Source organism: Massilia sp. H6 (assembly GCF_024802625.1).
Classification (GTDB): Bacteria; Pseudomonadota; Gammaproteobacteria; order Burkholderiales; family Burkholderiaceae_D; genus Telluria.
Genome location: NZ_CP103371.1, coordinates 583,683 through 598,012, shown reverse-complemented (window position 1 = coordinate 598,012; position 14,330 = coordinate 583,683). Strand labels below are relative to the sequence as shown.

Sequence of the window (14,330 nt, the reverse complement as noted above, 5' to 3'; positions counted from 1 at the left end):
AATCCCCACGCGGGCGATGCGTGGGGAGGCGCTGACTGCTGGCCGCTACTTAGCGCCGTTCGCGCCACCACAGCAGCAGCATCGCCAGCGCAAACACCAGCGCCAACGGCCAGGCCGGAACGGCGCGCGCCGCGCCCGCCTGGGCCTGGTCCGGCGTACGGGCGGCATAGCGTGCGGTGGCAGCGCGGCGCTGGCTAGCCTGCCATTGCGGCCAGTCGCCCGGCGCGTACACGTACACCGCGTGCGCGCCTGCCTTCGCATCGTTCACTTCCAGCCATCCCGATTGCTCCGGCCAGAGCGCCACGCAGGCCGCGTCCGTGCGCGCCGACCAGGTCCTGGTCAATGCCAGGTCGGGGAACGTCACGTCGCCGCTGACTCCGCGTGCGCACAGCGCCATGCGCTGGCCGGGCAGCGGCAGTTCTTCCGGCTCCAGCCATTCGACATTGCGCGGGTGGTCCACGCCGACCCGGTCGAGCACCCCCTGCCACCACAGCGCCAGCGCCTGCGGCTCGGCGATCGCGTGGCGGTGCCAGTCGCTGGCCCCGAGCCAGGCGATGCGGCCCTGCTGCCAGCTGCGGGTCCAGACCAGCTTGTCAGTCTCGCGCCATTGCCCCGCAACGGGTGCTGCGGGATTGAACGGCGCCACGGATAGCGCCAACGACGTGTCGCTCTTTTTCCCTGCAGGCTGCGCCTGTAGTTGCAAACCCAGCGTGCGCGACCAGAGGCCCGGATTGCTGGCGTTCGCCCCCAGCACCAGCAGCGGCAGGCCGCCAGCCACGCGCGCCAGCAGCGCCGAACGCTCGCCTGCGCCAAGGCGCTCGAACCAGGCGGCATCGATCACCAGCAGGTTGGGCGCTGTTATATCAGCATTTGGCAGTTCGGTTCGGGTGATGGCGCGTCCCAGCACCACCTGCCAGTCGAGCAGCGCCCCGCTGCCAGCCAGCAGTTCGTTGAGCGTGCGCAGGTCAAACGACGGCGCGCCGAACCGGCCCTGTACCTGCAGGATACTGGGCGCGTGCACCGTCAGCGGCACCGGGCCTTCGGCGATCGTCTTGCCGGCAGCATCGAGCAGGCGCGCCTTGAGCACGGCGCGCTCGGCCAGCGGCGGCAGCCAGGTCACCGCCAGTTCGCCCTTGCCGCGCGCCGCGCCGATGACCTGGCCGTTTTCGGCCAGCAGTTGCAGGCGCGCCTCGGTGTTGTCGTCGCGCTGCACCCTTAGCGTGAAGCTGCGGCCAAGGGCCAGCTGGCGCGGATGGTGCACGCGCATCGCGCCCGCTTCCGGACGCTGCCACTGCAGCGGCAGTGCGGGCAAATCGTCCCACTGCGCCGCGCGCAGGCCGTCGCCCTTGATCGCTAGTTCGCCTACCCCGTCGAGCGAAGGCAGGGGTGCCTCCGGGTCGAGCGTGAGCGTGCGACCGGCGGCGCCGGGCAAGTCGATACCGGCCGCGAACGATGCGAGAGCAGCTGCGGCGACCAGCACCAGGAGCATGTCCAGCCACTGGCGGCGCCAGGCATACAGCCCGGCGCTGGCAAGGCCGGCGGCGCCGATCAGCACCAGCATGGTAGTAGTGCCCATCAAGAAGCTCATGGCTTGGCCCCTTCGCGCCATGCGCGCACGAATGGCGTTTCCACTGCCGGGCGGGCCTGCAGCAAAACCTGCCCCTGGCCGGCTGCCGTGCGCAGCCAGGCGCGCAGCACCGGGCGGCAGGCCAGGCAGCCATCGAGCACGTCCTGGATCGCGGTCTGGGCCGCCAGGCGCTGGCCGTCATCGGTCAGGCGCGGCCCCACCCAGTCGTGAGCGGCGCGGGTCCACAGCGCCGGCAGCGCACCGCTGCCGGACAAGGCCTGCACCAGCAATTGCAGGTCTTGCGGCACGCGCCGGTCCGCGCTGCCCTGCTCGCGGCGGTAGCTCGCGGTGCCATCCATCTCGCCGGTCATGCGCTTTTCTTCCTTGATCGGCGGCGGCGCGAAGGCCGTCTTGTGCAGGTAGACGCGTTCGGCCTGCTGCAACTGCTTGATCGCCAACAGGGCCCGGTGCTCCGGTGCCAGCGCCGCCTTGGGCGTGATCGCGCGCAATGCCTTTTCGGCGTCCCACATCGCCATCAGGGCGCGGCGCAGCACTTTCTTGGTGTCCTCGTCGTACAGCGTAGCGTTCTCGGCTTCGTCATGGGCATGGCCATACCGGTGCAGGATGTCCTGATTGCCTGCTGCTGCGCCCTGGCTGCCAGCGTCGTCGCCGTGGTCGTCATGATCGTCCTCGCCATCGGTGAACAGCGAGGATTCCTCGCCCAGGAACTGGCCGTAGCGGCGCCGTAGCGCGCCCTGGTCGGCGGCGATCGCCTGGCTGCGCTCGAGTACCGCCTCTTTACGCATTTTCAATCCGCGCATGTCGGCAATGAGCTGCTCGGTGTCGATGATGATCTGGCGCTGGCTGCGCAGGCTCTGCGGCTTGACCAGCATCGGCATGGCGGCGCTTTCTTCTTCTTGTGCAGCCAGGGGCGCGGGCAGGCGTAGCGTATAGGTCGGCGATTGCACGGTATGCGCACGCACGGCATTGTCGGTGGCGCGTACGAAGAAATACAGCTCGTCGCCCGGCTCCATGCCCAGCTCTGCAAGCGACCAGGCCTTTGACCAGCTGCGCTGCCTCGGATCGGACGAGCTCGGGATGGGCATTTCGCGGTCGGTGAAGCGGACGTTCTCGCCGCTGCCGCGCGCCAGCGTCATGTGCAAGGTAGCGCGCCGGATCGCGTAATCGTCGCGCACCTTCACACCCATCGCGGCGCTGGTGGCGGTATCGGATAATTCCTGCACCATCTGGCCCGGCGCCGTGATCGTGATCTCCGGCGGCGCGTCAAGCGTGACCTTGATCGTATAGCGCTTGCCGCGCCAGCGCCAGAACACCGATTCCTGGGCGCTCCAGCGGGCGCAGTCGGCACCGGCCTTGAGCACCTGGCCGTTACTGAGCTCGATCGTCTCTGCATTGCCCGGAGCGTTCTTCAGGCACCAGGTCAGGACGGTCTGCTCGGGTACCACCAGGTCGCGCGGGGCCGATTCGATGGGTTTGATGCCGGTGTACGAAGGCGGCGCGGTGCGCACCACCAATTCGGGCATGACAGCGGCGGCAAGCGGCGCCGGCGCCTTGCCCGGCATGGCGCTGCTTGCCTGCGGAGCCTGCGGTGCAGCGCTAGCGAACCAGACCGCGGCGGCCAGCGCGACACTGGCCAGCAGCCATGGCAGTCCCAGCTTCACGCGGGCGCGCACGATGCGGCGCAGTTGCGGCGCGCCGACGCTGGCATCGAGGCGCTCGAGCAGGCGGCGGCGCTGCAGCTCGGCCAGCGGCGTGGCCGCGTGTTCGAGCAGCGCGCTGCTGTCTTCCATTTCGGGCACGGCCGCGTCCAGCCAGCCCACCCAGGCATAGCCGACCTGGCGCCGCAGGATGGCCCAATCCCAAGAGCACCACGCAATCCACGCGATCAGGCCCGGGGCCGACCGGATCAGCAGCCATGGCAGCGCCCCGGCAATCCACAGCGGCAGCCGGCGCAGCTGGGCGGCGCGCCAGACGCGCCGGATAATCTCAGCGCTTTCTTGCATGCGTGAGCATCCTTTCGAATACAAACAGGGCCACCAGCACGGCCATCAGGATGTCGCGCAGCGCGCCGCTCGCCTCGAGCACACGCGCCGTGGGCGAAGCCGCGATGACGCGCGACGGCATCGTATAGGCAGGCGGTCCCGCGTGCAGGCGCTGCCAGTCGTCCAGCAGCGTGCGTGCGGCATCGGGGCTTGTTGGCGGCCAGGCTGCCGAATGCCATAGGCGCCCGCGTGGACTGTCCGCATAGTGCAGTTCGCCCAGCCGCGCGGCAGTGCGCAGGGCGGGGAAAGCGGCGCGATTGACGACCAGCCACAGGGGCGCGCGCAGCGCCGGCGGCGGCGCCTCGGCGCGGTCCCAGACAATCAAGCCGGTCTTGGCGCCGGGCGTATCGTCGATCATGACGGCGCCGGCGGCGAACACGCGACGCCACTGCTCGGGACGATCGCTGGCAATGTAGACGTGGCGCTCGGCCCGGGGCGCCGGCCGCGCCAGCGTGCGCAGCTCGACCTGGCGACTGAACTGCGGGCTCAGGGCCGGCATCGGGATATCGCCCAGCACCAGCAGCCGCGCTTCGGGGCGCCATTCGCGCTCGTGCGTGCGCAGCCAGGCAACGGCCTGCGCGCCGGGCAGCATGACGCGCTCGGCTTGCGCCATACCGGCCTGCCCCACCTGGCGCTCGGTCCAGCCAGGGTCGGTGCCGCTGGCAACGATGACGGTGTCGCCGCGCCATGGCACAACTGGATCGGCCAGCCAGGCAATCGCACAGGCCAGCAGCAGGCAGCGCAGCAGCAAGAGAATGGGATCGTTCCAGCGCCAAGCGCGGGTCTGGCGCGGCTCGGCGCGCGGCAAGAAGCGCGCGCTGGCGAGCAGCTCGGTCTGGCGCTGCTCGCGCTTGCGGCGATGCCACCAGAGCGGCAGCAGCAGGATCGGCAATGCCAACCACCAGAGCGCATTCACCGGCGGCTCCCCGAACGCCGCAGGGATGATGGACTCAGCATGCGGCGCAGGACCTCGCCCGGGGCCTGTTCGATGCGCGCCTCGACCAGCGGGATGTCGCTCTTGCGGCATTGCGCCGCGACCTGCGCGAAGTGCGCCTCGCGGTTGCGGCGGTAGCCGTCTTGCAGGTCGGCGCCGAAGCGGAACACACCGCTGCCCTGCTCGGGGTCGCGGTAGGCCGGCGTCGACGAAAAGCTGGCCTCGACTTCGGCCTGGGTCTGCAGGCAGAGCAGGCGCACGTCGTGGCGCATGCCGCGCAGGCGCAGCAAGGCTTGCGACAGCGGCGACGGCCAGTCGAGCAGGTCGCTGATGGCGTAGACAACGCTCGGGGCCTGCGCGAAATGCAAGCTGGCGCGCAGGGTCTCGGCATCGGGCAGCGCGCCGGCCGGCTCCACGCGGCTGAGCTGGAGCAGCACCCGCTGCAGGTGGCGCGGGCCGCGCAGCGCCGGCGTGAATTCTGGCTTGCCATTATTCAGGATCAGCAGCCCGAAGGCGTCGCCCTGGCGCTGCGCGATGGCCGCTATGCAGCCGAGCACGATGCGCGCATAGGTCAGCTTGTCGATGCCATCCACATGGCGGCTCGGCTCGAGCATCGAGGCGCTGGCGTCGAGCACCAGCCACACCGCCACGTGGCTGTCGCGTTCGGCCTCGCGCACGTAATAGCGGTCGGCGCGCGCCAGCAGCTTCCAGTCGACGCGGCGCCACTCGTCGCCGGGGGCATAGGCCCGGTATTCCGAGAATTCGACACCCGCTCCGCGCTCGCGCCCGGCATGGACGCCATGTCCGAGGCCCGCCAGCACATGGCGAATCACGAGATTGAGGTTTTGCGTGTGCGCGATCAGCGCGGTCTTCGCCAGCGACAAGGTTAATCGATCCGGATCTCGTTGCGCAGCGCGTGCAGGATGTCGGCAATGGCCACGCCGTCGGCTTCCGCCTCGAAGTTGCGCAGCACGCGGTGCGCCAGCACCGGCAGCAGCATTGCCTGAATATCCTCGCGCGTGACCGCCAGCCGGCCCTGCATCAGGGCGCGCGCTTTCGAGGCCAGCACCAGCGCCTGGCCGGCGCGCGGACCGGCGCCCCAGCCGACGTGCTGCTTGACCGCGGACACCGTGGTTTCGTGCGGCCGGGTGGCGCGCACCAGGCGCGTCGCATAGCGCAGCAGGTGTTCGCCGATTTCGATGTCGCGCACCAGCTGCTGCAGGCGCAGCAGGGTTTCCACGCTCATCACGGGCTGCGCGTCATCCAGGCCCGCTTGGGTGGTGCGCGCGACCATCAGCACTTCTTCTTCTTCGGTCGGGTAGGCCACGTCGATGCGCAGCAAAAAGCGGTCGAGCTGCGCTTCCGGCAGCGGGTAGGTGCCGGCCTGTTCGATCGGGTTTTGCGTGGCCAGCACGAAGAACGGGCGCGGCAGCTTGTGGGTGGTGCCCGCAAACGTCACGGCGCGCTCTTGCATCGCTTCCAGCAGCGCCGACTGGGTCTTGGGCGGCGCGCGGTTGATCTCGTCCGCCAGCAGTACCTGGGTAAATACCGGACCCTGCTGGAAGCGGAACACGCGCTGGCGCGTAGTGCTGTCTTCTTCCAGTATCTCGGTGCCGACGATATCCGACGGCATCAGGTCGGGCGTGAACTGCACGCGGCGAAACTGCATGTCGGTGGCCTGCGCCAGCGACTTCACCAAGAGGGTCTTGCCCAGCCCCGGCACGCCTTCGACCAGCGCGTGTCCGCCGGCCAGCAGGCAGGTGACCAGCAGGTCGACCACGTTCTCCTGGCCGATGATCACGCGCGCCATACTTTCCTTGAGCGCGCCAATCGCCGCGCTCAGGCTGGTGATCTCCGCCTCGTTCCATTGCTCTGCATGTCGCTGCGCCACTGTTCAAGCTCCCAACGCGTATTGAATGATATTGACCGCGAAGCGGGTGTTGTCGACCGCGAGGAACCGCTTGTTGCGGAAATCGTAGTCCCACTCGCAGCCGTAGTCCTTGTTCGAATAGAGCAGGCGCACGCGCCCGCCGAATTCGATCGCCTTCAGGTATTCGTGCACCAGGTCGTCGCCCCAGCCATTGAGTTCGCCCCCGGTGGTCGGCGGCCCGTCGAACTTGAAGAAACTCGAATACAGCCGATGCGTATTCGGGATCTTCTTGAGCGCCGACGCGCCGAAGATCTTCGTCATCTCGGACTCGAACGACTTGGCGAACAGGCCGTCGATGTCATGGTTGCAGTCGTCCACGAAAACAAAGCCGCCGCCGCGCACGTAGCGCTCGAGGTTGCGCCGCTCGCTTGGGGTGAACTGGACCAGCTTGTGCCCCGCCAGATAGCAGAACGGCGCCTGCAGCATCGCCGGATCCGACAGCGCGACCATGCGCTCGACCGGATCGACCCGCAAGGTGGTGTACTCGACCAGCGAGTTCAGCACGTTGCTGGGCATACGGATATCCACGTCCCAGTCGCCCGACTCGTACATCAGGCGCGTGAAGTAGAAATCGAAGTTCGCCATCAGCCGCGGTCCATCGACTTACACCGCGTCGGACAAGGAGGTGAAGTTAAAGTCGCGCACCTTCATCGGCGGCAGCACCATCTGGAACGGCGACTCGTCGCCACCGATGACTTCGGGCTTGCCCAGTTCGTCGATGTTGTTGAGGATCGTGACCGGGCTCTCGTTGAAGCGGAAGTTCTTCACCGGATGCTTGATCTTGCCGTTTTCGACATAGAAGGTGCCGTCGCGGGTCAGGCCCGTGATCAGCAGCGACTGCGGATCGACCATGCGGATATACCAGGTGCGGGTAACCACGATGCCCTTCTTGGTGCCGGCAATGAGCTCTTCCAGCGACTTGCTGCCGCCGGCCATGATCATGTTGCCATGGCCAGCGGTGGCCTGCTTGCCGGTCTTTTGCGCCCAGTAGGGCGAATAGTCGAGCGAGGCGATGCGGCCGTTCTTGACGATGTCGGTGCGCTTGCGGGCCAGCATGGTGTCGTCATCCCACGGAGCGACCGGCACGTCCGGGTTCCACGGGTCAGCCCAGATATTGACCTGTTCGTCGAACAGTTTCTCGCCCAGGCGGTTGCCGCCGCCCTTCTTGGCCAGGAAGCTGCGGCCTTCGTCGGCCGCCCGTGCACCAAGAGAGCTGAACATGTTGCCCAAAATTTCCGAGGTCGCCGCCGGCTCCAGGATCACCGTGTAGCGGCCCGGCTCGAGCGCCTTGGCGTCCATCGAGCGCAGTGCCTTGTCGATCGCGATGTCGGCCGCTTCGCGCGCATTGAAGCGGCGCGCATCGACCGCCGAGCGGGTCACCCAACCCGATCCGCGGCCGTCTTCGGTGCGCGCGGTACAGGTGAACGACAGGTCGGTGAATTCCTGGAAGCCGAACACGCCCTTCGAGTTGGCGATGCAGGAAAATCTGTTGTTGTCGGTGAAGAAGCCGGCCGTGACCAGCTTCCTGGCGCGCGCAGCGCCAATGGCGGCGGCAGCCACTTCGGCGCGGTAGTCCGGATCGATGGCAGCGGTCGACGCCATGAAGGTCTGGGTGGCGAGGTAGTCCTGCTTGCTTACGCTGGGAACGAATTCTGGATTTTCCGGGGCCAGGCGCGCCAGCTCCTCGGCGCGGCGTACCGCTTTTTCCAGCGACTTGTCGTCGAACTCGTTGACCACGGCCGTGCCCACGCGCTTGCCAAAGGCAACGCGCACGGCCAGCTGCATGTCTTCGGTCAGGCCAGCGGTCGATACGCCGTTGCGCGCGAAGCGGATGTTACCGGTGCGGTTGCCCTGAATCGACACGTTGCACTCGTCGGCCTTCGAGAAGGCGATCACGCGGTCGGTGATGCGTTTTGCTTGTTCCTGGTTCAGCTGTTTCATGTGTTGTCTCCCCTTCAACCGATCTTGCGTGCGGTGTTGATGACGTTGATGCCATTGAAGCGCGTGGTGCTTGAGCCGTGCGAGACTGCGCTCACCTGGCTCGGCTGGCCTTTGCCGTCGAAGAACGAGCCGCCCATGCGCCAATCGCGCTCGTCGCAGATGGCGCTGCAGGCGTTCCAGAACTCCTGGGTGTTGGTCTGGTAGGCCACGTCTTCCAGCGGACCAGTGATCTTGCCGTTCTTGATCTCGTAGAACAGCGTGCCGCCGAACTGGGAATTGTAGCGCTGCTGGTCGATCGAGTAGGAGCCGCGGCCCAGGATATAGATGCCCTTCTTGACATCCTTGACCATCTCATCCGGAGTGAGCCTGGCCTTGCCCGGTTCGAGCGACACGTTCGGCATGCGCTGGAACTGGATCGTGCTCCAGCTGTCGGCGTAGGAGCAGCCGTGCGATTCGTTCTCGCCAATGATGTGGGCCTGGTCGCGCGTGGCCTGGTAGTTCACCAGGATGCCATTGCGGATGATGTCCCATTTCTTGGCGCGCACGCCTTCGTCGTCATAGCCGATCAGGCCCAGTGAGCCCGGGGTGGTGCGGTCCGCCACGAAGTTCACGCGCTCGGAGCCGTACTTGAATTTCTTCGATTCCCATTTGTCCAGGCCGACGAAGCTGGTGCCGGCATAATTGGCTTCGTAGCCGAGCACGCGATCCAGTTCGGTCGGATGGCCGACGTTTTCATGGATGGTCAGGAACAGGTGCTCGGGGCTGAGCACCAGGTCGTACTTGCCCGGCTCGACCGATTTGGCCGACAGCTTCTGGCGTGCCTGCATGCCGGCCAGCCTGGCATCCTCGACGATGTCATAGGAATTTTTATACAGCGTGGTCACGCCGCCCGCGGCCCGCACCTTGTCGCCGGCCTTGGCGTCGAAGTACTCGTAGCCCATCGACACCGGCGAACTCAGGCCCGCGCGCGAGCGGAACTTGCCGCTGGCCTTGTCGACCGCCGTCGCATTGATCGGCGCCCACAGGCGGTGGATGTCCTGGTCGATGTAGGAGCCGTCGGTGGAGGCGAAGTATTTCTGCTGGTTGATCTGGAACAGCGAGGCGGTCATGAAGCTCGCGCCCGCGTCCATGCCCGCCTTGTTGGCGGCGATCAGCATGTCGGCCTTCTGCTTGACCGGGATGCTGCGCCAGTCCTGCTTGAACGGCGTGGCCCAGGCCACCTCGCCGACGCCCTTGAGCGGCGCCAGGCGTACCGGCTCACGCTGCAGCTTGGCATTGGCCTTGGCGATCGCCACGGCCTGGCGCGCCGCATTGGCGATGCCGTCCGGCGTCATGTCGTTGGTCGATGCGAAACCGTAGGCGCCGCCGGCGATCACACGAACCCCGACGCCGCTCGATTCGGTGTTGCTGATGTTCTCGACGTTCAGGTCGCGGGTGATGATGAACTGGTTCAGATAGCGCCCGATGCGTACGTCGCAATACGACGCGCCGGCCTGGGTGGCGGCGTTGAGCGCGGTATCGGCCAACACCTTCTTGGCGCTGGCGGCCAGCGGCTTCATGAGCTCATCGGCGGCGATGGCGTGGCCAAAGACCGGAATGAGCATGGCGCCGGCAGTACCGGCGCCGATGTGGAGAAATTGTCGACGTTCCATCTTGGGTTTCCGATTCGGTGGTGCGTGGGAGGCGCTGCCGCCCACGCGATGATTCAGTGAGCGTTCACACCGCGTCCGACAGCGACGTGAAGTTGAAATCGCGAATCTTCATCGACGGGATCAGCATCGAGTAATTCGCCTCGTCGCCGCCGATCACGACCGGCTTGCCGATTTCTTCGATATTGTTAAGCATCGTCACCGGACTCTCGTTGAAGCGGAAGTTCTTGATCGGGTGCTTGATCTTGCCGTTCTCGATGTAGAAGGTGCCATCGCGCGTCAGGCCGGTCAGCAGTACCGATTGCGGGTCGACCATGCGGATATACCAGGTACGGGTCACCAGCACGCCCTTCTTGGTGCTGGCGATCAGCTCTGCCGTGGACTTGTCGGTGCCGGCCATGATGATGTTGCCGGCGGTGCCGATCGCGCGCTGGTCCTTCTGCTTGCCCCAGAAACGCGAATAGTTCAGCGCATTGATGCGGCCATCCTTGACCAGCTGTACGCGTTCGCGCGGCATCATGCCGTTGTCCCACGGGAGCACCGGCACGTCCTCGTTCCAGGGGTCGGTCCAGATATTGACCTGCCCGTCGAACAGCTTGTCGCCCAGCCGGTTGGCACCGCCCTTCTTGGACAGGAAGCTGCGGCCCTCGTCGGCCAGGCGCGCATTGAAGCCGCCCAGCATGGCGCTGATCAGGTCACTGGTAGCGGCCGGTTCCATCACCACCGTGTAGCGGCCCGGCTCGAGCGCCCTGGCATCGACCGAACGCAAGGCCTTTTCGATGGCGACATCGGCCGCTTCGCGCGGATCGAAACGGGCGACGTCGCGCGCCGAGCGCTTGACCCAGCCCGAACCGCGGCCATCTTCGGTGCGCACGGTGCAGGTGAAGTCGAGCGAGGTCGCCCCCTGGTGGCCGAACACGCCATTGGAATTGGCCACGCTTTCAAAACTGGCGCGGTCGGTGAAGAAACCGGCTGCGACCAGGCCCTTCTTGCGGCAGGCCTCCATCGCATAAGCGGCAGCCTGGGCGCGGTATTCCGGGTCGATATCGGCAGTGCGCTGCACGAAGGTATCCGAGGCCTTGTAGCCGGTCTTGGCGATCGCCGGCATGAATTCGGGGTTCTCCGGCGCCAGCCGCGCCAGGTCTTCGGCACGGCGCACGGCGCGCTCGAGCGACTTGTCGTCGAACTCGTTGATGGTGGCGCTGCCCTGGCGCTTGCCGAAGGCAACCTGCACCTGCAACTGCGTATCGTCGGCCAGGCCGGCGGTAGAGACGGCGTTGCGTGCGAAGCGGATGTTGCCGATGCGGCTGCCCTGGACGCTGACGATGCACTCATCCGCCTTCGAGAGCGAGATGACGCGCTCGGAGATGCGCTTGGTTTGTTCGTGGGTCAGGATGCTCATGAATGTCCTCCCCTTAACCGATCTTGCGAGCGGTATTGATCACATTGATCCCGTTGAAGCGGGCCGTGGAGGAGCCGTGCGAGACGATGCTGATCTGCGGCGGCTGACCCTTGCCGTCGAAGAAGGAGCCGCCCATGCGCCAGTCGCGCTCGTCGCAGATGGCGCTGCAGGCGTTCCAGAATTCCTGGGTGTTGGCCTGGTAGGCGACGTCCTCGAGCATCGGGCCGATCTTGCCGTCCTTGATTTCGTAGAACAGCTGGCCGCCGAACTGGGAATTGTAGCGTTGCTGGTCGATCGAGAACGAGCCGTCACCGACGATATAGATGCCCTTCTTGATGTCCTTGACCATCTCGTCCGGGGTCAGCTTCTTCTTTCCGGGCGCCAGCGAGACGTTCGGCATGCGCTGGAACTGCACCGAATCCCAGCTGTCGGCATACGAGCAGCCATGCGATTCCTTCTCGCCGATGATGTGGGCCTGGTCGCGCGTAGCCTGGTAGTTCACCAGGATGCCGTCCTTGATGATGTCCCACTTCTTGGTCCGTACGCCTTCGTCGTCGTAACCGACCGCGCCGAGCGAGCCCGGGGTGATCTTGTCGGCATACAGGTTCACGATCGGGTTACCGTACTTGAATTTCTTGGATTCCCACTTATCGAGCGTGGCAAAGCTGGTGCCGGCGTAGTTGGCTTCGTAGCCGAGCACGCGATCCAGTTCGGTCGGGTGTCCGACGTTTTCGTGGATGGTCAGCCACAGGTGTTCGGGCGAGAGCATCAGGTCGTACTTGCCGGGCGCAACCGATTTCGCGGTGAGCTTGATCTTGGCATCGCGGCCGGCGGCCCTGGCGTCTTCGATCAGGTCATACGAGTCGGTGTACAGGGTAGCGACGCCGCCGGCGGCCTTGATCTTGTGCTCGGGACGCGCGTCGAGATATTCGTAACCCATGCCGACCGGCGCGCCCAGGCCCGAACGCGAGCGGAATTTACCGGTGGCCTTGTCCACTGCGGTGGCCTGGAACGGCGCCCACAGGCGGTGCACGTCCTGCTCGATGTACGAGCCGTCGGTGGAAGCGAAGTATTTTTGCTGGTTCACCTGGAACAGCATCGCATTCATGAAGGCCGCGCCGCCGTCCATGCCGGCCTTGTTGGCGGCGATCAGCAGGTCGGCCTTTTCCTTGATTGGCACCGTGCGCCAGTCTTTCTTGATCGGCGTGGCCCACGACACTTCGCCCACGCCCTTGACCGGCGCCAGGCGCACTGGCTCTTGCTGCAGCTTGGCATTGGCCTTGGCGATGGCAACCGCCTGGCGCGCGGCATTGGCGATGCCGTCGCTGCTCATGTCGGATGTGGCGGCAAAGCCATAGGCGCCGCCCGCGATCACGCGCACGCCGACGCCGGCCGATTCGGTATTGGCCACGTTCTCGACGTTCAGGTCGCGGGTGGTGATGAACTGGTTCAGGTAGCGACCGATGCGCACGTCCGCGTAACTGGCGCCGGCCTTGGTGGCGGCATTGAGCGCAACGTCGGCGAGCGCCTTCTTGGCAGCGGTCGGCATGCTGCTCATTAGCTCTTCAGCGGCAATCGCCCGGCTGAACGGAACCATGGTGCCGGCCAGTGCCAGGCTGCTGAAATTAAGAAAGGTACGGCGTTCCATCGTGTCTCCTGAAATCTACCAGTTTCTGGACAGCGGTCCCGCCGGTGGTGCGGTCCGCTCTTGTATTTACGGTGCGTGCAAGTGTCTTTACCGCCGCGGTGATGGCAGCGGCAAACCTGTCAACCTTAGCAGCAACACGAAGATTTGAATAGCCAATTGTTGCGCCTTAGCCGGTGGCGCGGTGGGTCTGGCAAAGCTGCCAGCGCCGGACAACACCGGGACAGGTGCGGGGGTAACAAATGCATATGCACGCGACGCTTGACTGCCAGGCCGGGCTGCCGGATCATCAGCGCGGCGGCGGCGTTCTGCCCGCCTGCCCTTATTTACTTCTGGAGACCTCGCACCGATGAAACGACTGATCCTGGCCGCCATGCTGGCCACCGGCCTGGCCGGCGCAGCCCACGCGGACGACGCCCTGAAAGCCGCCGTCGCGGGCGAACACCGCAGCGCTGCCAACAAGGCGCGCGACAGCGCCCGCCATCCTTACGAAACCCTCAGCTTCTTCGGCATCAAGCCGACCATGACGGTGGTCGAGCTGGCGCCTTCGGGCGGCTGGTACACCGACATCCTCGCGCCCTACCTGCGCGACAAGGGCAAGCTCATTGGCGCGGGCGAAGAAATCGCACCGGAGAAGCGCTACGGCCTGGCTTTCAAGAAAAAGCTCGATTCGAACCCGGCGGTCTACGGCAAGGTGGTGCCGTCGATCTTCGAGCCGCCGACCCGCTACCAGATCGCGGAGCCCAACAGCGTCGACATGGTGCTTACCTTCCGCAACCTGCACAACTGGGTCGGCCACGGCGAAGAAGGCCTGAAGACCACCTTCAAGGAAATCCACAAGGTGCTCAAGCCGGGCGGCGTGCTGGGCATCGTCGAACACCGCCTGCCGGCAGCCATGCCGCAAGATGCCAAGGCATCGAGCGGCTATGTGCACGAAGCCTGGGTGATCAAGCTGGCCGAAGGCGCCGGCTTCAAGCTGGCCGGCAAGTCCGAAGTCAACGCCAACCCGAAAGACACCGCGAATCATGAAAAAGGGGTCTGGACCCTGCCGCCGGTGCTGGCCAACAAGGACAAGGACCGCGAGAAGTACATCGCCATCGGCGAGAGCGACCGCATGACGCTCAAGTTCGTCAAACAATAAGCAGGGCAACCAGTCCGGTCGGGGAGCTCGCCTTCCCCGACTCTGACGATTCGTGTGT

11 protein-coding genes are annotated in these 14,330 nt (G+C 65.9%); 1 reads left to right on the top strand and 10 read right to left on the bottom strand.

Annotated elements, in window-relative coordinates; genetic code table 11:
* Positions 1-49 precede the first annotated feature (49 nt).
* The 10 genes from NRS07_RS02615 to NRS07_RS02570 form a co-directional block, all read right to left on the bottom strand.
* Positions 50-1,588 carry a hypothetical protein gene (locus NRS07_RS02615; protein WP_259210886.1) on the bottom strand — a complete coding sequence of 513 codons (1,539 nt, stop codon included), beginning with the start codon at positions 1,586-1,588 and terminating at the stop codon, positions 50-52.
* Complete coding sequence (locus NRS07_RS02610; protein ID WP_259210884.1) at positions 1,585-3,591, bottom strand: DUF4175 domain-containing protein; 2,007 nt, start codon at positions 3,589-3,591, stop codon at positions 1,585-1,587. Before NRS07_RS02610 ends, NRS07_RS02615 begins: the two co-directional genes overlap by 4 nt.
* Complete coding sequence (locus tag NRS07_RS02605) at positions 3,575-4,546, bottom strand: BatA domain-containing protein (protein ID WP_259210883.1); 972 nt, start codon at positions 4,544-4,546, stop codon at positions 3,575-3,577. The genes NRS07_RS02610 and NRS07_RS02605 overlap by 17 nt, the downstream gene beginning before the upstream one ends.
* Positions 4,543-5,448 carry a DUF58 domain-containing protein gene (locus NRS07_RS02600; protein ID WP_259210881.1) on the bottom strand — a complete coding sequence of 302 codons (906 nt, stop codon included), beginning with the start codon at positions 5,446-5,448 and terminating at the stop codon, positions 4,543-4,545. Before NRS07_RS02600 ends, NRS07_RS02605 begins: the two co-directional genes overlap by 4 nt.
* A gap of 2 nt (positions 5,449-5,450) precedes the next feature.
* The gene (locus NRS07_RS02595) at positions 5,451-6,455 is read right to left on the bottom strand and encodes a MoxR family ATPase (RefSeq protein WP_259210880.1); all 1,005 of its coding nucleotides are present in this window, start codon (positions 6,453-6,455) and stop codon (positions 5,451-5,453) included.
* 3 nt (positions 6,456-6,458) lie between these two features.
* The gene (locus tag NRS07_RS02590) at positions 6,459-7,079 is read right to left on the bottom strand and encodes a DUF4159 domain-containing protein (protein WP_259210879.1); all 621 of its coding nucleotides are present in this window, start codon (positions 7,077-7,079) and stop codon (positions 6,459-6,461) included.
* 18 nt (positions 7,080-7,097) lie between these two features.
* Entirely contained in the window at positions 7,098-8,435 is a 1,338-nt protein-coding gene (locus NRS07_RS02585; RefSeq protein ID WP_259210878.1) for a TldD/PmbA family protein, read from the bottom strand.
* Between the two features lie 14 nt (positions 8,436-8,449).
* A complete protein-coding gene (locus NRS07_RS02580) occupies positions 8,450-10,087 on the bottom strand; it encodes a TldD/PmbA family protein (protein WP_259210877.1) in 1,638 nt (545 codons plus the stop codon).
* A 64-nt stretch (positions 10,088-10,151) separates the two neighbouring features.
* Entirely contained in the window at positions 10,152-11,486 is a 1,335-nt protein-coding gene (locus NRS07_RS02575; protein ID WP_259210876.1) for a TldD/PmbA family protein, read from the bottom strand.
* Between the two features lie 13 nt (positions 11,487-11,499).
* The gene (locus tag NRS07_RS02570) at positions 11,500-13,134 is read right to left on the bottom strand and encodes a TldD/PmbA family protein (protein ID WP_259210875.1); all 1,635 of its coding nucleotides are present in this window, start codon (positions 13,132-13,134) and stop codon (positions 11,500-11,502) included.
* Positions 13,135-13,480: 346 nt separating this feature from the next.
* Between NRS07_RS02570 and NRS07_RS02565 the strand changes: the two genes are divergently transcribed.
* Positions 13,481-14,272, top strand: coding sequence for a class I SAM-dependent methyltransferase (locus NRS07_RS02565; RefSeq protein ID WP_259210874.1), 792 nt, complete (start codon positions 13,481-13,483; stop codon positions 14,270-14,272).
* The last annotated feature ends 58 nt before the right edge of the window (positions 14,273-14,330 follow it).

What these genes read in the sequence shown, in the direction of transcription:
- NRS07_RS02615 (WP_259210886.1), bottom strand. Translation starts at nt 1,588, where the DNA reads ATGAGCTTCTTGATGGGCACTACTACCATGCTGGTGCTGATCGGCGCC.
- NRS07_RS02590 (WP_259210879.1), bottom strand. Translation starts at nt 7,079, where the DNA reads ATGGCGAACTTCGATTTCTACTTCACGCGCCTGATGTACGAGTCGGGC.
- NRS07_RS02585 (WP_259210878.1), bottom strand. Translation starts at nt 8,435, where the DNA reads ATGAAACAGCTGAACCAGGAACAAGCAAAACGCATCACCGACCGCGTG.
- NRS07_RS02565 (WP_259210874.1), top strand. Translation starts at nt 13,481, where the DNA reads ATGAAACGACTGATCCTGGCCGCCATGCTGGCCACCGGCCTGGCCGGC.
- NRS07_RS02575 (WP_259210876.1), bottom strand. Translation starts at nt 11,486, where the DNA reads ATGAGCATCCTGACCCACGAACAAACCAAGCGCATCTCCGAGCGCGTC.
- NRS07_RS02580 (WP_259210877.1), bottom strand. Translation starts at nt 10,087, where the DNA reads ATGGAACGTCGACAATTTCTCCACATCGGCGCCGGTACTGCCGGCGCC.
- NRS07_RS02570 (WP_259210875.1), bottom strand. Translation starts at nt 13,134, where the DNA reads ATGGAACGCCGTACCTTTCTTAATTTCAGCAGCCTGGCACTGGCCGGC.
- NRS07_RS02610 (WP_259210884.1), bottom strand. Translation starts at nt 3,591, where the DNA reads ATGCAAGAAAGCGCTGAGATTATCCGGCGCGTCTGGCGCGCCGCCCAG.